We start from the raw sequence: 23,607 nt of genomic DNA on the forward strand, positions 1-23,607 counted from the left end.
TCGATCTTTTTTGTCCTGGGCATTGTGGCGCAGGCGCGATTTTCGCGTCTCACGTGGTAGCTGTGAATGTGGGACAAAGGTATAAAATGACGAATGAAATTTGGGCAACGGTTTTGGCTGCTCTGAAAAGTGCATTGGGCAAGAACAGTTTTTCAAGCTGGATTGAGCCGCTCGAATTCAAGGAACTGGTAGATGGCGTGGCTGTATTTGACGTGCCCACGAACTTTATCGGGAACTATGTCTCACAGAACTTTGGCGACCAGATTCTCTACCACATGAATAATCTGGGCCAAGAGGTGCAGCGCCTGCAATTCCGCGTCCCGTCGCAAACGCGCCCGACGGCCAAGGCGAAAGCGACCAGCAAGGCCGCAGAGCCGGAAGCCGGATCAGGTGCACCTCTTGATAGCCGTTTCACTTTTGACACCTTCGTTGTCGGCAAACCAAATGAGTTGGCCCATGCGGCCGCCCGCCGTGTCGCTGAAGGTGGCCCTGTTACCTTCAACCCGCTGTTTCTTTATGGCGGCGTCGGGTTGGGGAAAACGCACCTGATGCATGCGATCGCGCATGAGCTGAAATTGCGTTCGCCCGAATTGAACGTGCTTTATCTCTCGGCTGAACAGTTCATGTACCGCTTCATCACTGCTTTGCGTGAACGCAAGATGATGGACTTCAAACAGCTGTTCCGCTCGGTCGATGTGCTGATGGTGGACGACGTGCAATTTATCGGCGGTAAAGACAGCACGCAGGAAGAGTTTTTTCACACCTTCAACGCGCTGGTCGATGGTCAGAAACAGATCATTATTTCTGCTGATCGCGCACCGGGTGAGATCAAGGACCTTGAAGAGCGGATCAAATCCCGCCTGCAATGCGGTCTAGTGGTGGACCTGCACCCGACAGATTATGAACTGCGCCTCGGCATTCTGCAGTCCAAGGTTGAGGTCTACTCCGCCCAATACCCCGAACTTCAGATCGCCGACGGTGTTCTGGAATTCCTCGCGCACCGCATTTCCACCAACGTGCGCGTTCTCGAGGGTGCGCTGACACGTCTTTTCGCATTCGCGTCGCTTGTGGGCCGCGAAATTACGCTGGACCTGACACAGGATTGTCTGTCTGACGTGCTCAAGGCGTCGGACCGCAAGGTGACGGTCGAAGAGATCCAGCGCAAAGTGTCCGAGCATTACAACATCCGCCTGTCCGACATGATCGGCCCCAAGCGCGTACGCAACTATGCCCGCCCACGCCAGATCGCGATGTATCTGGCCAAGCAGATGACCAGCCGGTCACTACCTGAGATCGGGCGGCGTTTCGGCGGGCGTGATCACACAACGGTCATGCACGGGGTTAAGCGGATTGAAGAGCTCAAGGCGCTTGATAGCCAGATCGCCGATGATCTGGAACTTTTGCGCCGCGCGCTGCAGGAATAAGCCTGCAAAACAGGCCCGAAGCTTGACGCGGACACCCCCATCGTCAACAGTCCAGAAAATGCTTGAGGGTGGCGCAAAATAGAGTACATTTTGCGTCCCGATGGCGTCGGATGCCAAGATATGCGGAGATTGGGATATGAAATTCAGCATTGAACGTGCGGTGCTTCTTAAGGCTGTGGCGCAAGCCCAGTCCGTGGTCGAGCGGCGCAACACGATCCCGATTTTGGCCAACGTCCTGATCGAAGCAGAAGGCGACACTGTGCAGTTCCGCGCGACCGATCTCGATATCGAGATCGTCGACCGCGCGCCTGCCAAGGTGGAACGCGCAGGGGCGACAACAGTTGCTGCGGTTACCCTGAATGAAATCGTGCGAAAGCTGCCTGATGGGGCATTGGTCACCTTGACCGAAGATGGCGCATCCGGACGGTTGAGCATTGAGGCAGGGCGGTCAAATTTCTCTCTGGCGACATTGCCGAAAGAAGATTTCCCTGTGATGGCCTCTTCTGATTATGCCGCCAATTTCTCGGCGCCTGCCCCCGTGCTGCGCCGGCTGTTCGACAAATCCAAATTTGCGATCTCGACCGAAGAAACCCGGTATTACCTCAATGGCGTCTACATGCATGTCGCCGATAGCGAAGGCGGCAAGGTGCTGCGGTGTGTGGCCACTGACGGCCACCGTCTTGCCCGGATCGACGCCGATCTTCCCGCAGGTGCAGCCGAAATGGCCGGTGTGATCGTGCCACGCAAGACTGTGGGCGAATTGCGCAAGCTGCTTGACGATGACGATATGCAAATCGCGGTATCCGTGTCGGAAACCAAAGTACGCTTTGCGACACCCGATATCACGCTGACCTCGAAGGTGATTGACGGGACGTTCCCCGATTACACCCGTGTTATCCCGCAAGGAAACACCCGCAAGCTTGAAGTGGATGCCAGCGAGTTTGCCCGCGCCGTGGACCGCGTTGCGACCGTGTCATCCGAGCGTTCGCGCGCCGTGAAGCTGTCACTAGATGAGGATCGCTTGATCCTTTCGGTCAATGCTCCTGACAGCGGTGCCGCCGAAGAAGAGCTTGCTGTTGCCTATAGCGACGAGCGGTTGGAGATCGGATTCAACGCGAAATACCTGCTGGAAATCGCAAGTCAGGTGGACCGCGAAAACGCAGTGTTCATGTTCAACACCGCAGGTGACCCGACCTTGATGCGCGAAGGCAACGACACCTCGGCGGTCTATGTTGTTATGCCGATGCGCGTGTGACAGGGCCCAAAATTTTCCAAAATTTTGGAGGCAGGATTTTGCAAAATCCTGACAACCGCCCGTGACCACGCTTGCGCTGCAAGAACTGACGCTGTCGCATTTCCGCTCGCACAAACGCGCGTCGCTCGCGCTTGATCCGCGCCCCATCGCGATTTTTGGACCGAATGGCGCAGGCAAGACCAATATCATTGAAGCGGTCTCACTTCTTTCGCCGGGGCGTGGCCTGCGCCGCGCAGGGGCCGATGATCTGCCCCGCAGGCCAGAGGCTCTGGGTTGGAAGATCACCGGTATCCTGAAATCCCTGCATCAAACCCACGAGGTTGAAACATGGGCCGAGGCGGGCAATCCGCGCCAGTTGCGCATTGACGGCAAGGCGGCCCCGCAAACTGCATTGGGGCGGATCGGGCGTGTCTTGTGGTTGGTACCCTCAATGGACAGGCTCTGGATTGAAGGAGCTGAAGGGCGCAGACGCTTTCTGGATCGTGCGACGCTCAGTTTCGAGCCCTCCCATGCAGAGGCCGTCCTGACCTATGAAAAAGCCATGCGCGAACGCAACCGCCTGCTCAAAGACATGGTGCGCGACGCCCATTGGTATACCGCGATCGAGGCGCAAATGGCCGAGGCGGGCGCCACCATCCAGCGCAACCGCCATGATGCGATTGACGCACTGATGACGGCACAAGCCTCAGCGACCACGGTGTTTCCCACCGCCACGCTCGCGCTGACGTCGCCTGACCCCGTGCCGGACGACCTGCAGTCCGCGCTTGCCGACAATCGCGCCCGCGACATGGCGGCGGGCCGGACATTGATCGGCCCACACCGCGCCGATCTGGACGCTGTCTTCGCGGACAAAGGCGTGCCGGCCAAGGATTGCTCGACCGGTGAACAAAAAGCGCTGCTGATCAGCCTGATCCTTGCCAATGGTCGTGCGCTTGCCCGCGATTTCGGTGCGCCGCCCATCCTTTTGCTGGATGAGGTTGCCGCGCATCTTGACGCAGACCGCCGCGCAGCCCTCTATGATGAAATCTGCAGTTTGGGCGCGCAGGCTTTCATGACCGGCACGGGCCCCGAACTGTTTGCTGAACTCGGCACCCGCGCGCAATACGCGGAAGTCACTGATACAGATGGACAATCGACCGTCATGCAAAGGAATGCCCCATGACACCACAACGCGTCACGCTGATCACCCTCGGGGTGGCTGATCTGGACCGTTCCAAAGCCTTCTACGCGGCTCTTGGCTGGACCCCAACCAATGACGAAGGCGAAGTTGTGTTTTACCAGATCAATGGCATGGTGCTTGGTCTGTTTGGTCTTGCTCCCTTGGCGAAAGATCAGGGCCGCCCTGATGCAACACTGGGCACCGGTGCTATCACGCTGGCGCAAAACTTCACGACAGATGCCGATGTTGATGCTGCCTATGCCGCTGCCCTTGCAGCAGGTGCAACCCCGCTCAAAGCACCGGAAAAGGTCTTTTGGGGTGGCTACTCGGGTTACTACGCCGACCCGGACGGTCACGTCTGGGAAGTGGCGCAAAACCCGTTCTGGACGCTGAATGCGGATGGCAGTCTGACACTGGCCACCGCATGACAATCACAGGCTATGAACTCCTGCTCTACGCAGGAGCGCTGATCATCTTGTTCATGACACCCGGCCCGGTATGGGTCGCGCTTCTCGCTCGATCACTGTCGGGCGGGTTTCAAGCGGCTTGGCCGCTCGCAATCGGTGTGGCCATTGGCGATATCCTCTGGCCGCTGGTCGCGGTGTTGGGGGTGGCCTGGCTGGTGTCGGAATTTGCAGGCTTCATGGATGTCCTGAAATACGTTGCCGTCCTTGTCTTTATGCTGATGGGCGCAGCACTGATCCGCAACGCCGACCATGCGCTGGATGCCAACAGCAGGCTAATGCGGCCAGGCAGATGGGCCGGGTTTCTGGCCGGTGTCGCCGTCATCGTTGGTAACCCTAAAGCCGCACTGTTCTATATGGGCATCCTGCCCGGTTTCTTTGATCTGAGCAGGATCACGCCGTTTGATATGGTCGCAATTTGCACGCTGAGTTTCCTGGTGCCCTTGGTCGGAAACCTGGTTCTTGCCGCCTTTGTAGACCGTGTGCGTGGTGTGCTGAAATCGCCCGCTGCGGTGCGCCGGATGAACATCATTGCGGGCTGTCTCTTGATCGGTGTCGGTGTGGTTATCGGACTGACCTGACCGGGCCCAGCCATGGTTCCAGATAGGGGACAAGGCGTTGCTGTGTCGTGACAGTATTGTGCAGGGCGCAGAAATCCAGTGCGATCACCTGAATGACAAAGGCCTGTACGCCTTCGGCCAAAAGCATCGCGTCCACATCGTCGCGCACAACCGTTCCCTGAAGGGCCTTGATCCAGCCCGCATACAATTCGACCTGATGAAGAAAGTTGAGCGATATCAGTTCGGTCGTTTCAATCAACGCTGCCCCCGAAAACCGTAAGACGATGTCAAACACAATGCGGTCCTGTCTCATGACGTCCATGAGCGGCTGCAATCTTGATGCAAACTCTGGAATGGATGCAGGCGGCGGTCCTTTGGCGATCTTGTCGAGGATACGCCCAAGCTCTTGCCCGATCAGCAAAGCCATCAGGCGGTCCTTGTCATCGAAATGCGAAAAGAAAGTACCCTTTGCCACGGCGGCCCGCGAAACGACATCTTCGACGCGCAGGCTGGCATAGCCACGTTCATCGATAATCTGCGTGGCAGCATCAATCAGTTTTTGGCGCGTCGCGAGGCGACGCTTCTGGGGGGTGTACGTTTCCATAGTGACCAATTTCGCAGGTTTTGTGACCGTGGTCAAATTTAGCAATTGACCACGGTCACTTTCACCGCATATAAAAATGACCATGGTCAATTTAAAGGAATCGACATGTCACAGAAACGCATCCTCGTCCTGAACGGACATCCTGGTGAAACCTCTCTCTCGCGGCACTTTGCGGAACGGTATGTACAATCCGCCGCGCAATCCGGCGCAGATGTCCGCGTTCATCATCTGCCGGAAATGGTGTTTGATATGGATTTTGGTCAGGGCAATTACTCCCAGTTCAAGCCATTGGAACCTGTCCTCGAAGCATTCCTGTCTGATCTGGAATGGGCCGAGCATTTCGTGATGTTGACGCCGATGTGGTGGGGTGGTCTTCCAGCGAAATTGAAAGGCTTGTTCGATCGCGCATTCTTGCCCAACCGTACCTTCAATACCAAGGTTCTGAAAATGGGTATGCCCACCCCGATGCTGACAGGAAAAACGGCCCGCGTGATCATGACGTCAGATACGCCGCGCTGGTTTGAGCGGCTGATTTACCGCAACGCAATCATGCGCCAGCTGGACAAACAAATCCTTGGTTTTGTGGGTATCAAACCGGTGCGCTACACCTATTTTTCAGGCGCCTCCGACGCGACGGCGCCAACGATCCTGAAATGGGGTAACACGGTCTCGAAACTGGGCCAGAGGGCCGCATAGGGGGTGGATACGAAAGTCGGTCGAAAACCACAAAATCTTGTGCCATTTGCGTGACAAGCGCCCCTCAAAAGCGTATATTTTGGGCAGAAGAATACAGGATTTTCGACATGGCCATTGAGCCCCAGAAGCAAGAAGACTACGGCGCAGATTCTATCAAAGTTCTTAAGGGCTTAGAGGCGGTTCGCAAGCGGCCGGGCATGTATATCGGTGATACCGATGATGGGTCCGGTCTGCACCACATGGTTTATGAGGTCGTCGATAACGGGATTGATGAGGCGCTGGCCGGTCATGCCGATCATGTCTATGTGAAAATCAATGCTGACGGATCGGTCACTGTCGGCGACAACGGGCGCGGTATTCCTGTGGGTATCCACGAGGGCGAAGGCGTTTCGGCGGCCGAGGTCATCATGACCCAGCTGCATGCGGGTGGTAAATTCGACCAGAACTCCTATAAGGTTTCGGGCGGCCTGCACGGTGTTGGTGTGTCGGTTGTGAATGCGCTTTCGGATTTCCTTGAGCTGCGCATCTGGCGCGATGGCAAAGAACACTATGCACGCTTCGAAGGTGGCTTTACCACCGAACACCTGCGCGTTGTGGGTGACGCAAACGGGCGCAAAGGCACCGAGGTGACGTTCCTTGCTTCGACCGAAACTTTCAGCAACCGTGACTTTGAATTCAGCATTCTGGAAAAGCGTCTGCGCGAACTGGCGTTTCTGAACTCTGGCGTGCGGATCATCCTTGAGGACCTCCGCCCTGCCGAACCGCTCAAAACGGATCTGTTTTATGAGGGTGGTGTGAAGGAATTTGTCAAATACCTTGATCGTTCCAAGACCCCGCTGATGGAAGAACCTATCTATGTGACTGGTGAACGCGATGACATCGGTGTCGAAGTCGCGATGTGGTGGAACGACAGCTATAACGAAATGGTGCTGCCCTTCACAAACAACATCCCGCAGCGTGATGGCGGCACCCATTTGGCCGGTTTCCGCGGCGCGCTGACCCGTGCCATTGCGAAATATGCGACCGAGACGGGGATTTCGAAAAAGGAAAAGGTGTCTCTTACGGGTGACGACGCGCGCGAAGGTCTGACCTGCGTTTTGTCCGTGAAAGTGCCTGATCCAAAGTTCTCCAGCCAGACGAAAGACAAGCTGGTCAGTTCGGAGGTCCGCCCCGCCGTCGAGAATTTGATGGGTGAAAAGCTCAACGAATGGTTCGAAGAGAACCCGCAAATGGCCAAGTCGATCATCTCGAAGATCGTTGAAGCTGCCGCTGCCCGCGAAGCCGCGCGCAAGGCCCGCGAAATCCGCCGCAAATCGGCGATGGACGTGAACTTCAACGCTTCCAAGCTGAAGGACTGCTCGGAAAAAGACCCCTCCAAGACCGAAGTCTTCCTTGTCGAGGGTGACTCGGCTGGCGGTTCCGCCCAGACAGGGCGCGACCGCAGCACACAGGCAATCCTGCCGCTGAAGGGTAAAATCCTGAACGTCGAACGCGCCCGTTTTGACCGCATGCTTGGCAGTCAGGAAATCGGCAACCTTGTCATGGCGCTGGGCACCGGCATTGGCCGCGACGAATTCAACATCGAAAAGCTGCGTTACCACAAAGTCATCATCATGACTGACGCGGACGTTGACGGCGCGCACATCCGTACTTTGCTGCTGACCTTCTTCTTCCGGCAGATGCCGCAGCTCATCGAAGGTGGCTACCTCTACATCGCGCAGCCCCCGCTTTACAAAGTCTCGCGCGGCAGGTCCGAGGTTTACCTCAAGGATCAGCAGGCGATGGATGAGTACCTGATCGAACAGGGCATTGATGGTGCGATGCTGCGCCAAGGCAACGGCGAGGAAATCGCCGGTGCTGATTTGCGCCGTGTCGTGGAAGAGGCCCGCCAACTCAGACGTGTGCTGGAAGCCTTCCCGACGCATTACCCGCGCCACATCCTTGAACAGGCCGCCATCGCCGGCGCGTTTGTACCCGGTGTTGTTGAAAATGACCTGCAAGGCACCGCCGATCGCGTGGCCGAACGGTTGAACCTGATTGCGCTGGAATGGGAACGCGGCTGGCAAGGGCGCATCACGCAAGACCACGGGATGCGGCTTGCCCGTATGCTGCGCGGTGTCGAAGAGGTGCGCACGCTTGATGGCCCGATGCTGCGCGGTGGCGAAGCACGGCGCACAGGTACTTTCACGCAAAGCCTGCAAGACGTCTACAATCTGCCCGCCACACTGATCCGCAAGGACCGCAGCCAAGCGATTCACGGCCCCCTTGATCTGCTCAAGGCGATCCTTGAAGAGGGCGAAAAAGGTCTCTCCTATCAGCGCTACAAAGGGTTGGGCGAAATGAACCCGGATCAGCTTTGGGAAACCACGCTGGACCCTGACGCGCGCACGCTGCTGCAGGTTAAGGTCGAGGATCTTTCCGAAGCGGACGACCTGTTCACCAAGCTGATGGGCGACGTCGTCGAACCGCGCCGCGAATTTATCCAGAACAACGCACTGAACGTCGAAAACCTGGATTTCTAGCGTCTGCTAGCCTTTTCTGCTCCGCGTCAGTGTGAACAGGAAAGGCGCCAGCGCGATGACCATGGTAATGCGGATGATATGCATCACCGAGACATAGGCCACGTCCTGGCCCATCGCGAGCGTCAGCAAAGACATTTCGGTCAAACCACCGGGCGAAAAGGCCAGAAAGGCCTGCGCAAGGGGGATTCCGCTGATGATGACAATCAACTCCGCAAACCCGACCGCGGCGACCAGCATCAGCAATGACGCGACTGCGGACAGCCCGATGTCGGTTCTGACCTCCCGCAAAGTTGCCCCGACAAACCGTGTGCCGATGATCGTTCCAATCGTCACCTGTGCGGCGATCACAAAAACCGTCGGCGGCGCCACCGTCACCCAGCCCGCGACATGGGCCACACCGCTCAGGATCATCGGGCCGAAAATGGGTGCGGCAGGCAGGCCCAGCCACTTGCCCAACAGCGCGCCCAGTACAGCGCAAATGCCAAGGATCACGTAATCAAGCGCGGTAATCTGATAAAGCCCGATCCACTGTGCGGCACCGCGCCCACCACTTGTCACGCCCAGCACCAAACCAAAGAACAACGCCACGAATACGATGATAATCAACACGCGCGCCGCATGGGCCAAAGCGATCCGGCGCTCGTCTCCGCCTGCGGCTGCACCGAGGATCAGCATTTCGTTGATCCCCCCAGGCATCGCGGAATAGAAAGCGGTGACCGGATCATAGCGGCCAAGCCTGCGGTAAACGGTATATGAAATTGCGGCTGCACAAATCAAAAACAGCGGCAGCAAAAGCAGAGTGATCAGCCAGCTTCCCAAAAGGCCCAGCACATCCGCCGATACACCGGACCCCAGCATCACGCCGATCACAGGGATCACATAAGGGCGGAGCCTGTCGGGGCCAGCGATTGGCGCCCGCAGCATCGCGGCCACTGTGTTTGCTACCATCGGCCCCAGCATCCATGGCAAGGGCAGGCCCGAAAAATAAGCAGCCAATCCACCGCACAGCCCAATCGTCAGCGCCAGCACCTGCGGCATGAGTGGGTGGGAAACGCGCATACTGAGGATCTATACTCCGCCGATATGATGCGTGCCGCGCGCCTTGGCCAATTGCATTTGCTTCTGCCGCTCGCGGAACCGGCCCTTATCCGCCTCTGATGTCTCGTGAATGCATTGGTGGCAGGACACGCCTTGCTCGAACGCCGGATTATCGCGGTCTTCGGGGCGCAGTGGACGACGGCAGGCGTGGCAAAGGACATGCGGACCTTCCGTCAGCCCATGTCCGACGCTCACCCGCGCATCGAAAACGAAACATTCACCGTCCCATTTGCTTTGCTCTTGGGGGACTTCTTCGAGGTATTTGAGGATGCCGCCCTTTAGGTGATACACATCTTCAACACCCTGACCGATCAGATAATTTGTTGATTTTTCGCACCGAATCCCGCCGGTGCAGAACATCGCGATCCGTTTGTTATGGAACCGGTGCTTGTTCTTTTCCCACCATTCGGGGAATTCACCAAAGCTTTTGGTTTCGGGGTCAACGGCGCCTTCAAAGGTGCCAATCGCCACTTCGTAATCGTTACGTGTATCAATGACGGCCACGTCTGGCGCGCTGATCAGATCGTTCCAATCGGCAGGGTCCACGTAGTTGCCAACCCGCGCCACCGGATCGACATCGGGCTGGCCCATCGTCACAATTTCCTTTTTTAACCGCACTTTCATGCGGTGGAAGGGCGGTGTGGACGCCGTGCTTTCCTTCCACTCCAGATCGGCGCAGCCGGGCAGGGCACGGATATGCGCAATCACGGCGTCAATGCCGGCGCGCGGTCCTGCAATCGTGCCGTTGATCCCCTCTTTCGCCAAAAGCAGGGTCCCCATGATCCCACCGGACTTGCACAAATGCAACAATGGGCCGCGCAGGGCGGCAGGATCATCAAAGCGGGTAAAGTGATAGAGCGCAGCGACAGTATACATGGGGACTCAGATACGCCTGTCCGCCGAAAGGGGCAAGTCGCGGGATGCTGCAATCGCCAGACCATCCGCAACGGCGGTAAAGGCCTCGGCCCTTTCATGCGCGGCCTGCGGGAAAACTGCGGTCATCGTATCCTCGACCACCGTCAGAAGGCTGGACCCGCCCACAAAGACGATTTTGGTAATCCGGTCAGGCCCGATATCGGCCATTGCCAGCGTTTCGCGCGCGCAGGTCCCAATTTGTGCGGCCTGATCTGCCAGCACATTCTCCATCGCCTCTTGGGTCAAACGCGCCCAGAGCGCAGGTTCGATCACGCGCAGATCAATCCCCACATCCGCGCGATCCGGTTGGTTGAGCTGGATTTTCCCCGCCTCGACAGCAAAGGCAATGTCATGGCCCAACTCCATTTCAAGGACCGTATCGAGCCGTGCGAATAGCGCGGGATCAACGCCAAGCTTTGCAAAATCCGCCGCCATCCGCCGGTTTTCGGGGGTATAGAGAAAAGGAATTTTCTGCCACGTGGCAAGGTCGTTGAAAATTGCGTTCGGGGCCGTGTGGCGGCCTTGGCCCATCGCATTGCGGACCTCGGCACCGCGTCCCAATAGCGGCATGACTTGTGCAATACTGATCGCGCGGTCAAAGTCGGTACCACCAACGCGCACGCCGTGGCTTGCGATAATTCGCGTTGTTTCCCCGTCGCGTTCAAAAATGGAAAAATCCGACGTGCCACCGCCGATATCCACAATCAGCCCCAATTCACCACGACCGATCGGGCCGCTGGCAAGGGCGGCGGCCTCGGGCTCGTACATAAACGCCACGTCTTTGTAGCCTGCCAAAAGATAGGCCTCGCGCAGGTCAATCTCGGCCTGCGCATTGCGGGCGGCATCTATGGAATGAAACCGCACCGGGCGCCCTGATAAGGCGACCTCAAAACTCTGGCCGGTCTCTGCCTCGGCCCGTTCACGGATCATTTGCAAAAACCGCGCCACGACCTCCAATAGCGTCATCCGCTCATAGGCAATCTGGCGCCGCTCACGCAGCAAGGGCGTGCCCAGCACCGATTTCAGCGCCCGCATGAACCGCCCTTCACGCCCCTCGATCAGCGCCGCATTGGCGACAGACCCGTAGGTCGTGAGCTTGCGATCATAGTCAAAAAACACCGAAGTCGGTAGTGTCGTGCGCCCCTGTTCCACCGCAATCAGATGCGGGCGACCGGCGGCCATGATGCCCGCTGCGGTATTCGAGGTGCCAAAATCAATGCCCAAAACCGCCATGTGTACCACCTGATCCTTGCGTGAAAGACGCCGCAGATAGGAAAATAAGCTGGTACTGGCAAGCGCTGTTTTCCAGAACCAACAAAGCGGTCGCAGGTCAGGGCCGAACAGGTTAGCTTGCGCCCATCAACAAAGAGGAGCCCGCCATGACCCATGCCTTACTCGTAATCGACGTCCAGAATGATTTCTGCCCCGGTGGCGCATTGGCGGTCGCGGGCGGTGATGAGATTGTTGCAGGCATCAACACCGCCATGGCCGATTTCGATGCGGTGATCCTGACACAAGACTGGCACCCTGCAGGCCATTCATCATTCGCTTCCACGCATGATGCGGCCCCGATGAGTATGATACAGATGCCTTATGGGCCTCAGGTGCTCTGGCCTGACCACTGCATTCAGGGCACACAGGGGGCGGCCTTTCATAACCAGTTGCATGTTGACCGCGCTGATCTGATTATCCGCAAAGGATATAACCCCGCGATTGATAGCTATTCGGCCTTCTTCGAGAACGACAAGACCACACCAACGGGGCTGGAAGGCTATTTACGCACCCGTGGGATCACCACCCTCACTCTCGTAGGGTTGGCGACGGATTTTTGCGTAAATTATTCTGCCGTTGATGCGGCCAAGCTGGGGTTTGATGTGACAGTGAACATGGCGCTTTGCCGCGCGATCGATTTTGATGGCTCATTGGATGCAGCCAAGGATGGCATGGCGCAGGCAGGCGTGACACTGGCCTAGCGGCCTCTGCCTGCGAACCAGACCGAGGATGCGCCCGCCGTCATGATGATGACCAGACCAATCAGGCTAAGACCATCCGGCCATTGGCCAAAAACCAGCCACCCAATAGCCATGGCCGCCAGAAGCTGGCTGTAAATCAAAGGCGCGACAACACCGGCGGGCGTGTTGCGGTTTACCAGAACCAGCAAAAGGTTTCCCCCTGCAGATCCTAACGCTGAAATAGTGATCAGCCCCAGATAGGGAAGTGTCATGTCGGGGATGGGGGCCACTGCAAAAGGCGAGAGCAGAACCGCTCCGATCAAGAGTTGTGAAAACAGCAAGAACCGCGGGCGGAACCCCCCGGCGAGCCAGCGGGTCGCCACCAGATAAGACCCGTGGAAAAACCCCGCCAGCATGGCAAAGCCCATGCCGGTGGTCATGCCAAAACCCGGGCGCACGACAAGCAGGACGCCGGCAAAACTGACCAGCAAAAGACAGGTCCGCAGCAGGGTAATACGTTCGCGCAGCAGGAGCGCCGAGAGGAAATACGATACCACCGGCCCCACAAAGAAACCGGCAAAAACATTGGCCAGCGGTTCGGTTTTCAGCGCGGTCAGAATGCAGACGATGCCGCCCACAATCAGGGCTGCGCGTAGATAAAGCCGCCAATCCGTCAGATATGCAAGATCCGCACGCATCAGCCCACACAGAGGGGCCAGCAACAAAGCGGCCAGCGCAAAGCGGGTCCATGCCACGAAGGTTTGGGGGAAACCTGCGCCGGTCAGTACCGTCGCCGCCGCATCCCCGCCGACAATCAACGTCATCGCCAGAACGACCGCACCAACCAGACGGGCGGAATAGGGAGTGGTTGTCATACGGGGGGCCTTTGACGCGTGGCTTGCGACGGGATCACATCAGGGTCTGGCTGGCGACATAGAAAAGCAGGATCAGCCCGAGTAAAAGCCCGCCTAAGGCCAGCATACGACGGCCCCTCTTTTGTCGTGACGCGATACGTGCGGCAATCAGCTCATCGTTCAGAGCATCAGCTCTGCTGCCCGGCAAAGGTGCCAAAAGCTCATCTTCGACCGGTTCCGCAGTTGATAGCGCATTCATAAAGGCGTCAAAATCAAATCCGCCCCAATTCGCATTGGCCAGATCGTAGGCCTCCAGATTGGCTGTGAGCCGGTCAATCAGCGCGACCCGCGCCTCTTCATCGCGCATTGGGTAGCGGCCCGGAGGGGCGCCGCTGTTGTACTCTTCCAAGCCAAATCCGCTGTCGGCGAAATAGGCCCGCACGGCGGCGTCTGCCTCTTTCAGTGCGGCGACTGTGGCCGGATCGCGGAACATCGCAACCTTTTCGCCCGCCACACCAGTGGTTGCCAGATCGCCAAATCCGTCCGGCAATCCTGTTGGTGACATCTCCACCATATCGAAATCGTAACGCAATGCCATGTTCACGGCCCCCTTGCCACACCAGCGCCCACTTGATCTAACACGTAAGCGCCAGCAGGGGGAACTGAATATGGTTGATATCGCAACACGGGTCTGGAACCACAAGTGGAAGATCGATCCGATCGTGCGGTCCTTGATCGATACCGACTTTTACAAACTGCTCATGTGCCAGTCTGTCTTCCGCAATCACCCGGACACGCATGTCTCTTTTTCCCTGATCAACCGTACGAAAACCATACGTCTGGCTGAATTGGTGGATGAGGGTGAACTACGTGAGCAGCTTGATCATATCCGCTCCCTGCGGCTGACCCGCGGCGAAAGCACATGGCTGCGCGGCAACACCTTTTACGGCAAACGCCAGATGTTCACCCCCGCCTTCATGGAGTGGTTCGAGAACCTGCAATTGCCGCCCTATCATCTGGAAAAGAATGATGGCCAGTATGAGCTGACCTTTGAAGGCACATGGCCCGAGGTGATGCTGTGGGAAATCCCCGCCCTGGCGGTGATCATGGAATTGCGCAGCCGCGCGGTGCTGAAGGATATGGGCAGGTTCGAATTGCAGGTGCTCTATGCGCGCGCGATGACAAAGTTGTGGGAGAAAATCGACCAGCTGCGCACGATCCCCGATCTGCGTGTCGCGGATTTCGGTACGCGGCGACGGCATTCCTATCTGTGGCAGGATTGGTGCGTGCAGGCGATGATGGAGGGCCTGAGCGATAAATTCACGGGCACATCGAATTGCCGGATTGCGATGATGCGCGAAATCGAAGCGATCGGGACCAATGCCCATGAATTGCCGATGGTCTATGCGGCGTTGGCCGAAAGCGATGATGCGCTGCGGCAATCGCCCTATGATGTGCTGGCTGATTGGCAGGAAGAACATGACGGCAACCTGCGCATCATCCTGCCTGATACATTCGGCACCAAAGGGTTCCTTCAAGGTGCCCCTGACTGGCTGGCGGGATGGACAGGTATTCGTGTGGATAGTGGCGATCCTGCGGCGGGGGCCGAAACCGCAATTGCATGGTGGACATCGCGGGGCGAAGACCCGCGCGAAAAGCTGGTTATCTTCTCCGACGGGCTTGATGTGGAAAAGATTGTCGAACTGCACAAACAATTCGCCGGCCGCGTGCGCGTGTCCTTCGGCTGGGGCACGATGCTGACGAATGACTTCAAGGGGCTTGTGGCCGACGATGGGCTCGCGCCGTTTTCACTGGTCTGCAAAGCAGTGTCCGCCAATGGCCGACCCACCGTCAAACTGAGCGATAATCCCAACAAGGCAATGGGGCCCGAAGATGAGGTCGCCCGCTACAAGCGCGTGTTCGGTGTGGGTGCACAAAAAGCGATTGAGGTTTCCGTCTAGCAACGGACCCGGTGGTCACCATGTCGTGCAACAAACAGGTCCGCCACGCATCCTTTGCGCAAAACGCGGGCCGTTTGATTTACGCTAGGCAAAGGCACGGACACACCGGGGTGCGTCATAGGCGATCTGCGCACGGTTCTTGCCAGCCTGTTTCGCCAGCATGAGTTGGGCGTCGGCCTTCTCAATCATTTCTTCTATGGCCATTTCTGTTGTTGTCCAAAAGGCGCCGATGCTGATGGAAACATCAAATGAAATGCTGTCGTAAGCCATAGCCTGATCCGAGATCGCGGTGCGCACGCGATCTGCAAATGATTGAACATCACAAGCAGCCAATTGTGGCGCGTAAATTGAAAACTCATCACCACCATGCCGCGAAAACAGCGCGTCCTCGCGAATACTGTCTTTGATACGCGCGGCCAATATTGCCAGCGCCGCGTCGCCTGCGCCATGCCCGTAGGTGTCATTCACATGTTTGAAATTGTCGACATCGAAATACAGCAACGCATGACCATCTTGAGCATCATTTTTCCGCATGCCTATGGCCGCATCCAAACCGCGTCTGTTCAAAAGATTGGTAAGCGCGTCTGTTTCAGCATGAACTGTCAGTTTCCGATTCTCTTCAACAAACCGAAGTTCGCGCCGAAACACCAATCCGATGGCAACCATGCTCAGTACATTCGCGACCAGTAGCGTAAGTGTGAAGTCGGTAATCAGTTGGATTGCCATCTGGAACGGAAGCAAAAAGAAGGCCAGCACCGATGTCGTCAAGGCAACGCCCAAGAATGCGTCATTTAGGATGGGGTATTTTACTTTCGGGCCAATGAAGCGCTTCCAGCCACACGCAATACCAAAAGCAAGAAACAGCCCCATAACACCAGGCGCGACCCCCGCACCCCCGATGATAATACGGCAAACCAGACCAAACAGCACCGCGATGATCCCGGCAAGAGGGCCAACAAAGACAACAGCGGACGCGATCAGAGGCGTGCGTGTGTCCAAGATCAGGCCATCGCCCAGACTAAGCGGGTTGGTCATGCCTAGGATTACAATAAGACCGAAAAGTACGCCAAATACGCTCTGTTCATATTTTGACGCATGAAATCGACGCAAAACCAAATTGAAAAGAAAAGCGAGGCACATCAGGGCGATGATCGGCGGTAGCAAGCCGGAAAGCTGAAGCATACGAAGGCGTCCAAAATCGAATAGCCTCCAGAGTCCACCATTAGTCTTAATAACTGGTAAGCACACGCAGGTCTTTTGGACCTAGTCCTCGACCTTCCCGCGCAGGGCTTTGACCTCGGCCCGGGCTTTCTTGCCCGCCAGGCGCCGTTTCACCGATCCATAGGTCGGCTTGGTGGGGATTCTGCGTTTGGGTTTTTCGCAGGCGCGTTTGATCAGTTCCGCCAGCCGGTCGCGCGCGATCTCGCGGTTGCGGGCCTGACTGCGGGTCTCTTGCACAAAGATGACAACCGCGCCGTCCTTGGTCCATTTCTGCCCTGCCAGCCGCCGCAGCCGCGCCTTGACCACCTCGGGCAGATGCGGGGAACGGGCCGCCTCGAAACGCAACTCGACCGCCGTGGACACTTTGTTCACATTCTGCCCGCCGGGGCCGGACGACCGCGCAAAGCTCTCGGTCAGCTCCCAATCGGCAATCTCGATCTGATCGTTGATGCGCATGTGTGGTCCGTGTGCGGGGGTGGATGGGGAGACCATACACGGGCGGCGGGGGCGTGGGTAGGGGAGGGGATTTTCAGGTTCAAATGAGCCATTTGCAATTCATGGTAGGCAGGTCAAATGCATTTGGATCAAGTCAAAATAATTTGACCTTTGAGCGCTAGTCGGTCGAGCTTGCAATCTGAAAACTTCGGGTTGAGGTTGTCGTTTAGTGTATGCATCTATGTAACCGAAGGTTGTAGCGGAGGTGTGATATGCAAGTAGTCAGAAATCTCGGTCAAGGTGGCTTTGGCCTTGTAGAGGAAGTAAGAGACGCAAATGGGAACAGTTTTGCACGAAAAACATTTGCAGCGCCAAACGGTTTTAATGCGGAGATGATAGAGAACTTCATCAAGCGCTTCCAAAAGGAGGTGAGAATTCAAGGTGGTATTTCTCATCGTAATGTTGTTCCGATACTTGGCAGTGACTTTGCCGTTTCTCCTCCTGTCTATTACATGCCAGTCGCGTCGCGAAGCCTCGATTGGGAGTTAGAAAACGAAGCGGCGGAAACCAAAGCGCGCTTTATCTCCATAATCAGCGATATTGTGGTAGGTTTGGAGGAACTGCACTCAATGCAAATTTTCCACCGAGACTTAAAGCCTCAAAATGTTCTGCGCTTTGAAGGGGCTGACGCTCCCTACTACGCAATCAGTGACTTTGGACTAATCTCGTTGAACGAATCTAGACTTTCAAACCTTACAATGACTGGAATGAGGAAGACATCTGATTTTTATACGGCTCCTGAAATCACCAAAGATCTTCGATCTGCGTCTGTAAGTTCTGATGTATATTCGTTGGGCTGTGTTCTTCATGATTTGGTCGGAACGGAAGACAGAGTTCCCTGTGCGGAAATTAGAGAGCCTGGTCCATTTTCAGATATCCTGTTGGCATGTACGCGCCGAGATCCCAATAATCGGTTCAAATCAGCGAAGTCTGTCCTTGATGCAATTGCAAGCACAGAATTTAGTATCGACAAAGATGCGGGTGAGGCATCAATTGACTATGTTGGCTGTCTCCAGAGTGATGCGTCGCTCGAGCCAGAATTCTGGGAAAAGCTAGCTCGTTTTCTCGACTTCGAGGCTACTGATGCGGATAGAAGAACTATCTGCGGTAAGCTAACGAGTCCAAACATCAGAGAGATGTGCAACTTGGCTCCAGTTGCGGCTAACCGCATCTGTCAGCACTATTGTGACTGGGTCAGGAGAACGCAGTACCACTTCGATGTTAGTGATGCGATTGCAAACCGCTTGGACGACTTTATGATCCTTATTGAATTTGACGCGAAGGTTTCCGTTTTAATGGCGCTACTCGAGTTGGGAACTTCACATAATCGGTGGTACGTCGAAAGAAAATTCGTAAACTACTGCAATGGTAGCCTAGATGAAAATCTAGCGAAGCGACTGGCTATTCAGTTCCGAATTGAAGAGGATATCATCTGCGGTTCAATATCACACCTAGAGGCTTCGATTGGCTTTGATCGGAAAGCATTGCACCCTCGACTGGTGTCTACGTTAACGGATTTATGTTGATGTCACTACGATTAGCTTCTTTGTCCGAAGTTGGGCCAAGGAAGATAAATGAAGATAGACTGGATTTCTGGGAATCCGATGATGGCGATTTGTTTGTTGCAGTTGCTGACGGCCTTGGCGGCATGGGTAGTGGAGATATTGCATCAGAATTCATAATTCGACGCTTGCGAACAGAGTTCAGCAGTGCAGATTTCTCTGATGCTGGCCTAAGATCGCTTGGACAGACTCTTCACATGGAGTTGATCAAATTGCAGCAAGAACGCCCGAGTCTGGATAAAATGGCGACGACGTTGAGTGCTGGCAGATTTAGCAATGGTCGATTTAGAGGCCTGCATTGTGGAGATAGCCGTATCGCGGTCGCGCGTGGTGATGGCGTCATAAGACTTACGACGGACCAAACCGAAGGTCAGCGCTTGTACGAAGCTGGCAAGCTGACGAAGCAAGAATACAGGCACTATCCGAGAAATCACATACTCGAAAGCGCATTAGGGGCTGAAAAGCAGCCGATATTCCAGACAGTCGATTTTGACTTCATTCGGGGCGACAAGTTTTACTTCTCAACAGACGGGGTCCATGATCACGTTAAGCTACAAGAATTACGAAACATTGGGCGTCGCTCCAATGATCCTGAAGAGGCAATCGTAGCTGTCAAAGACCTAATGACGAAACGAAAGCCAACAGACAATTATTCGTTGGTCGTTGTCTTCACGTAGCTCGACGATAAGGGCCCCCACCCGCACACCTGTACATACGACTTGTGTACAGCCTGTGTACGCCTTGTGTACGCCGCAAAACCCCACGAAAAAGGGCCACCCCGGCGAACGGGATGGCCCTTTCCTGAATTTCGGAGGTGGGTCGGTTAGGATCACCACCTTGGGTTCACGTCAGCCAAGGGCTGCCCTAGCTGCGCTCCTCCCAAGTTGTCCCGACACACTTCTCCAATACCTCATGATGCACTGGATCACCTCCTTTCAAATGTTTCGCCTGAAAGCAGAAAACCACAGATTTGGTATATTTCAAGTAAAAAGATACCTGATCTCGTGTTTATGCGCTGCGCAGCAGCATCCGCGTAACAATGAAGCGAAATGGCACCAAAGCGAGCAGCGCGATGCTGAGTTTCACGCCCCAGTCAGCCACGGCCAGTGTGACCCAAAGCGGCATGTCAGGGCCGGTCAGCAGGAACGGTGCGGCGTCTTGCGCCCACATGACTTCTTCGGCGGCAGACGCGCTCAACCCGTTGAATACGGCCGCAAATGCGATGGAAAAGAAGATCACCGTATCGACAGTTGAGCCGACCAGCGTGCTGCCCAGAGGGGCCTTCCACCATGATCCGTCACGCAGGCGGTCAAACACCATAATATCAAGCAATTGCGCAATCAGGAACGCCGTCGCCGAACCGATCGCCACACGCAGCGCCACGGCGGGGTATTCGAACCCGTCGCCCTGGATCATGATCCGGCTGCCGATCAGCGAACAGATGATGCCCACGACCAGACCGGAGAAGACGACCTTACGCGCCGCGGACGGCCCGTAGACGCGGTTCATCACGTCGGTGACAAGAAAGGCCAGCGGATAGGTAAACGCCCCCCAGGTCAAAAGCCCGTCGAGAAGCAGAAACTGTACGAGGATGTTGGATGCCACAACAATGGTGGCCATGGCGAGAACGCCGGGAAGGATACGTGTCATGCGATAATTCCGTTTTGACAAGGGTGCGGCACTTGGCCCCCGACGGGGACAGGGCGCATTAACGCTCTCTGCCTACTCCGTCAATCGGTATTCGACGATCTCGGTCCTTTGGAACATGCGAAAGTTATCGTCGGAGATCAGTGTGATCCGCAGCCCTTGGGCGTCTTGCCAGACACTGATCCCTTCAAGGTTATCATGTGTGCGCAGCCCTGTTTCGAGAATGGTCTCTTCATTGCGACCGTCCAGATCAAACCGCCTGATACGGCTGCGAAACCCGATGCCGGTAAAGTCACGTTCCAGCACATAGAGCCTGCCATCGGGCCCGACATCCGCGCCGACAGGGAGGAAATGCCCAGCGCGCGTGATCTCGAATGGCTGATCCCAGACACCGTCTTTGAGCCTGAAGACAGGGAATGGCCGCGTCGCCAGCCCTGACCTTTCGGGCAATGTGTAAAGCGCGCCGTCCGGACCAATCGCCAGGGCCTCAAGCCCCGCATTGGGTTGAAAGGCCTGAAAGTCCCGCGCGGCCACGAGCTCGGATCCGGGCCGGTCAAGGCCTGCAAAGGATCGCACCCCGTCCGCGCCCTCGAACGAGATATAGAACGTGCCGTCCGGCCCGATGGCGAGCCCCTCGCTGTCGCTCAGGTCATCGGCGAGCGGTGCGCGGGTTGGTCCGAGCAGGCGGCGCAAGGCGCCCAATGTGATGCCGGTAATGGTGTCTCCGTCGCGTATGAAAGTGCCGCGCGCGATGCTGCCACGGTCTGTCAGCGCAACAAACCCCATTCCATCGGTGGTCACCTCAATGGCTGAAAACCCGCCAAAGAGCCGGTCGCTTACGCGCCAGTCATAACTGCCAAGATATGTGACCTCGGCATAGGCAGGCAGGGCCCTGAGCAGGACCAAGAGGCACAAAAAGCGGAACACTTACTGGGCGTTCAAGACGGCTTGGCACTGGCCGGGCAGGTTGGCCATCGTTAGTTCCGCGCGCGGTGTCGGGGGTGGCGCGTTGGGGTCCGGCGGAGGTGGGTTCAGGATACGATCCACCCAGTCTTGGGCCTCGGCACAGCCATCACCGGGTGGGGGTGGTGCCTGGTTTGTGCAACCCGCAGCACCGGCAGGGCAATTCAGGCGCACATGGAAATGATAGTGATGGCCCCACCATGGGCGCACTTTGGACAGCCAACTGCGATCGCCGGTCGCCGAATTGCACATTGCAACCTTGGCACCGGGGAAGATGAAGATGCGCGCGGTGCGCGGGTCCGAGGCCGCGGCGCGGACAATCGCCTCGTGCTGGGGTGTCCAAAGGTCATTGGTAAAGGCGCCCGCATTGCGCCGCATCGAGATGGACGAAATGCTTTCGCGCTCGGCCACTGTCAGGTCGAGCCGCTGGGGCGGTAGCATCCAGACATCAATATCCAGACCTGTCTGGTGGCTGGCATGTCCTGTCAGCATTGGGCCGCCGCGCGGCTGGCTCATATCGCCGATATAAAGCCCCGCCCATCCGGGTTGTGTCGCGGCAAAGCGGCTGAGGTCGCGGACATAGTCCAGCGTTTCGGGTTGCGCCCAGTTGCGGTTGCGCGACAGCCGCATCGCCTGCCATGTCGGACCTGTTTCTTCCAACTGCTCTGCGCCTGCCTGACAGCCGCGCGAATAGCTGCCAAAGGGCTGCGGCGCTTGTGGCGAGCCGGTGGGTGCCGCGCCGAAGAGCGTCTTGGCGATGCGTGTATCGTTGAAATTCTGGCTGGACAGGCTGACAACAGGCGGTTCTTCCGTCTGGCATGCGGCCAATCCGAGGATAAGTACTGCTGCGATTATGAAGCGGACCATTCTGCGCGATCTCCGTCTTTATTCACCCATCGTAGCAACAAAAGCCCGATCAGGAAAAGAAAGATTACAGGCAAGAAGCCTAATTGATTGCTACCGGTCATGATCGTGAACAAAGTGATCAACGCAGGGGCAAGAAAAGCAGTGGCTTTGCCGGTAAGCGCAAAAAGGCCGAAGGCCTCGGCGGGGCGCTCGGGATGGGTGTGACGCACCATCATTGAACGGGATGACGCATAGACCGCACCGCCCGCGCCGCCGATGCAGACACCGCAGATATAGAAGATGATATCAGGGATGCCGGACCCTTCCGCGAAAGGGATCCCGAAGATTCCTTCGCGTGACATACCCACGATGACGACCGAGACAAGGATCAGCACCCAGACAGAGGCGCGGATCACAGGTTTCGGGCCATAGCGTGCGTCTGCCAGACCCGACAGCCACGTTGTGATGGCGGCGGCAATCGCAGCGATAATGCCAAAGACACCAATCTGGATTGTTTGCCAGTCAAGCACGAGGGCCGCATAGACACCGCCAAAAGCGTAAAGCGCATTCAATGCGTCACGGTAAAACATCGACCCCACGAGAAAGTTCAGCAGGCTTTTGCGGTGGAAGACCGACCGCAGCGTTTCCATTAACTCGCCCCAAACCGCGCCCAGTTTGGTGGACTTCCGCGCGGCTTTGGGATCGTCGCGCACGAACATAAAGAAGGGGATGATAAAGATGACGTACCAGATCGCGATGAAAGGTCCGACAAAGCGCGTGCCCTCACGCGCCTCTGGGTCCAACCCGAACAGTGGCGCATTGCCCAAAAGGGTGACGCCCTGATCATTCTCGGCAAAGAGCAGGAGCATGATGAAAAGCGAGGTCACGCCGCCCCAATAGCCAAAGGCCGCACCCGAGCCGGAAATCCGCCCGACTTCTTTGTCATTGCCCAGCGATGGCAGGATGGCGTTCACAAAGTTCAATGCGCTTTCCGCAGCAAAGAAGCCCACGTAGAACATCACGAGGACAAGGATGAGCGACGATCCGTCCGGTGTCAGCCCCCACAACATGAAGGTGGTCACCACATAAATGACCGAGAAGAACGCGATCCACGGCATCTTGCGGCCTGAATTGTCCGCGAACGCGCCCAGAAAAGGCGCAGTGAACGCAATCAGTAGCCCCGCAACGGTTTGGCCCGCTGACCAGACCCATTGCGCCTGCGCATCAGCCGCGCTTTCCGACATGCCTGTGCTAAAGAAATACTCGGTCGCGACCACGGCGAAATAGGGCCCAAAGATGAATGTCAGGCCGAGCGTATAGAAAGGCTGCGAGGCCCAATCGAAGGCCATCCACCCCCAGATGCGTTTCTTTGCGACTGCCATGTTCTTGTCCCTGCTCTTCCCTGAAGG

General features: G+C 56.8%; 23 protein-coding genes. 11 read left to right on the top strand and 12 right to left on the bottom strand.

Annotated features, from left to right (window positions below; genetic code table 11):
- The first annotated feature begins 86 nt into the window (after positions 1-86).
- From dnaA to B0B09_RS14295, 5 genes are all read left to right on the top strand, one after another.
- Entirely contained in the window at positions 87-1,424 is a 1,338-nt protein-coding gene (gene dnaA / locus B0B09_RS14275; protein ID WP_076660606.1) for a chromosomal replication initiator protein DnaA, read from the top strand.
- Positions 1,425-1,560: 136 nt separating this feature from the next.
- Complete coding sequence (gene dnaN / locus B0B09_RS14280) at positions 1,561-2,679, top strand: DNA polymerase III subunit beta (RefSeq protein ID WP_055297029.1); 1,119 nt, start codon at positions 1,561-1,563, stop codon at positions 2,677-2,679.
- 61 nt (positions 2,680-2,740) lie between these two features.
- A complete protein-coding gene (gene recF, locus B0B09_RS14285; protein ID WP_076660607.1) occupies positions 2,741-3,841 on the top strand; it encodes a DNA replication/repair protein RecF in 1,101 nt (366 codons plus the stop codon).
- Complete coding sequence (locus B0B09_RS14290; RefSeq protein ID WP_076660608.1) at positions 3,838-4,266, top strand: VOC family protein; 429 nt, start codon at positions 3,838-3,840, stop codon at positions 4,264-4,266. Before recF ends, B0B09_RS14290 begins: the two co-directional genes overlap by 4 nt.
- The gene (locus tag B0B09_RS14295) at positions 4,263-4,883 is read left to right on the top strand and encodes a LysE family translocator (protein WP_076660609.1); all 621 of its coding nucleotides are present in this window, start codon (positions 4,263-4,265) and stop codon (positions 4,881-4,883) included. The genes B0B09_RS14290 and B0B09_RS14295 overlap by 4 nt, the downstream gene beginning before the upstream one ends.
- Here the strand turns inward: B0B09_RS14295 and B0B09_RS14300 are convergent.
- On the bottom strand, positions 4,867-5,466 hold the full coding sequence (locus tag B0B09_RS14300; RefSeq protein ID WP_076660698.1) for a TetR/AcrR family transcriptional regulator: 600 nt from the start codon (positions 5,464-5,466) through the stop codon (positions 4,867-4,869). The genes B0B09_RS14295 and B0B09_RS14300 overlap by 17 nt on opposite strands.
- Positions 5,467-5,571: 105 nt before the next feature.
- Here B0B09_RS14300 and B0B09_RS14305 point away from each other — a divergent pair, with 105 nt between their 5' ends.
- Both B0B09_RS14305 and gyrB read left to right on the top strand, forming a co-directional pair.
- On the top strand, positions 5,572-6,162 hold the full coding sequence (locus B0B09_RS14305) for an NAD(P)H-dependent oxidoreductase (protein WP_055296938.1): 591 nt from the start codon (positions 5,572-5,574) through the stop codon (positions 6,160-6,162).
- Positions 6,163-6,269: 107 nt separating this feature from the next.
- Entirely contained in the window at positions 6,270-8,684 is a 2,415-nt protein-coding gene (gene gyrB, locus B0B09_RS14310) for a DNA topoisomerase (ATP-hydrolyzing) subunit B (protein WP_076660610.1), read from the top strand.
- Positions 8,685-8,690: 6 nt separating this feature from the next.
- Here gyrB and B0B09_RS14315 read toward each other — a convergent pair whose 3' ends face one another.
- From B0B09_RS14315 to B0B09_RS14325, 3 genes are read right to left on the bottom strand one after another with little or no spacing between them, the layout of a single operon-like run.
- Positions 8,691-9,743, bottom strand: a complete 1,053-nt coding sequence (locus tag B0B09_RS14315; RefSeq protein ID WP_076660611.1) for an AbrB family protein — start codon at positions 9,741-9,743, stop codon at positions 8,691-8,693.
- Positions 9,744-9,752: 9 nt separating this feature from the next.
- Positions 9,753-10,658: an oxygen-dependent tRNA uridine(34) hydroxylase TrhO gene (gene trhO / locus B0B09_RS14320; protein WP_076660612.1), complete on the bottom strand. Its 906-nt coding sequence runs from the start codon at positions 10,656-10,658 to the stop codon at positions 9,753-9,755.
- Positions 10,659-10,664: 6 nt separating this feature from the next.
- A complete protein-coding gene (locus tag B0B09_RS14325) occupies positions 10,665-11,930 on the bottom strand; it encodes an Hsp70 family protein (RefSeq protein WP_076660613.1) in 1,266 nt (421 codons plus the stop codon).
- Positions 11,931-12,076: 146 nt separating this feature from the next.
- On the opposite strand from B0B09_RS14325, the gene pncA reads away from it, so the two are divergent.
- The gene (pncA, locus tag B0B09_RS14330; protein WP_076660614.1) at positions 12,077-12,670 is read left to right on the top strand and encodes a bifunctional nicotinamidase/pyrazinamidase; all 594 of its coding nucleotides are present in this window, start codon (positions 12,077-12,079) and stop codon (positions 12,668-12,670) included.
- On the opposite strand, the gene B0B09_RS14335 is transcribed toward pncA, so the two are convergent.
- The gene (locus B0B09_RS14335; RefSeq protein ID WP_076660615.1) at positions 12,667-13,524 is read right to left on the bottom strand and encodes a DMT family transporter; all 858 of its coding nucleotides are present in this window, start codon (positions 13,522-13,524) and stop codon (positions 12,667-12,669) included. The genes pncA and B0B09_RS14335 overlap by 4 nt on opposite strands.
- A 34-nt stretch (positions 13,525-13,558) precedes the next feature.
- Positions 13,559-14,101, bottom strand: coding sequence for a hypothetical protein (locus tag B0B09_RS14340; RefSeq protein ID WP_076660616.1), 543 nt, complete (start codon positions 14,099-14,101; stop codon positions 13,559-13,561).
- A gap of 70 nt (positions 14,102-14,171) precedes the next feature.
- Between B0B09_RS14340 and pncB the strand changes: the two genes are divergently transcribed.
- Complete coding sequence (pncB, locus tag B0B09_RS14345; RefSeq protein WP_076660617.1) at positions 14,172-15,464, top strand: nicotinate phosphoribosyltransferase; 1,293 nt, start codon at positions 14,172-14,174, stop codon at positions 15,462-15,464.
- 84 nt (positions 15,465-15,548) lie between these two features.
- Here the strand turns inward: pncB and B0B09_RS14350 are convergent, their stop codons facing one another.
- Entirely contained in the window at positions 15,549-16,646 is a 1,098-nt protein-coding gene (locus B0B09_RS14350) for a GGDEF domain-containing protein (protein WP_076660618.1), read from the bottom strand.
- Between the two features lie 81 nt (positions 16,647-16,727).
- A complete protein-coding gene (gene arfB / locus B0B09_RS14355; protein ID WP_076660619.1) occupies positions 16,728-17,141 on the bottom strand; it encodes an alternative ribosome rescue aminoacyl-tRNA hydrolase ArfB in 414 nt (137 codons plus the stop codon).
- Between the two features lie 251 nt (positions 17,142-17,392).
- Here arfB and B0B09_RS14360 point away from each other — a divergent pair, with 251 nt between their 5' ends.
- Entirely contained in the window at positions 17,393-18,706 is a 1,314-nt protein-coding gene (locus tag B0B09_RS14360; protein WP_076660620.1) for a serine/threonine protein kinase, read from the top strand.
- Entirely contained in the window at positions 18,700-19,419 is a 720-nt protein-coding gene (locus tag B0B09_RS14365) for a PP2C family protein-serine/threonine phosphatase (RefSeq protein WP_084190851.1), read from the top strand. Before B0B09_RS14360 ends, B0B09_RS14365 begins: the two co-directional genes overlap by 7 nt.
- Before the next feature lie 331 nt (positions 19,420-19,750).
- On the opposite strand, the gene B0B09_RS14370 is transcribed toward B0B09_RS14365, so the two are convergent.
- The 4 genes from B0B09_RS14370 to B0B09_RS14385 form a co-directional block, all read right to left on the bottom strand.
- Positions 19,751-20,392: a queuosine precursor transporter gene (locus B0B09_RS14370; protein ID WP_076660622.1), complete on the bottom strand. Its 642-nt coding sequence runs from the start codon at positions 20,390-20,392 to the stop codon at positions 19,751-19,753.
- Positions 20,393-20,464: 72 nt separating this feature from the next.
- Positions 20,465-21,295, bottom strand: coding sequence for an esterase-like activity of phytase family protein (locus tag B0B09_RS14375; RefSeq protein WP_242654451.1), 831 nt, complete (start codon positions 21,293-21,295; stop codon positions 20,465-20,467).
- A gap of 21 nt (positions 21,296-21,316) precedes the next feature.
- Positions 21,317-22,219, bottom strand: coding sequence for a penicillin-insensitive murein endopeptidase (gene mepA / locus B0B09_RS14380; protein WP_076660624.1), 903 nt, complete (start codon positions 22,217-22,219; stop codon positions 21,317-21,319).
- Positions 22,204-23,580: an MFS transporter gene (locus B0B09_RS14385; protein ID WP_055296966.1), complete on the bottom strand. Its 1,377-nt coding sequence runs from the start codon at positions 23,578-23,580 to the stop codon at positions 22,204-22,206. Before B0B09_RS14385 ends, mepA begins: the two co-directional genes overlap by 16 nt.
- Positions 23,581-23,607: the final 27 nt, after the last annotated feature.

The organism is Yoonia rosea (assembly GCF_900156505.1).
Classification (GTDB): Bacteria; Pseudomonadota; Alphaproteobacteria; order Rhodobacterales; family Rhodobacteraceae; genus Yoonia; species Yoonia rosea.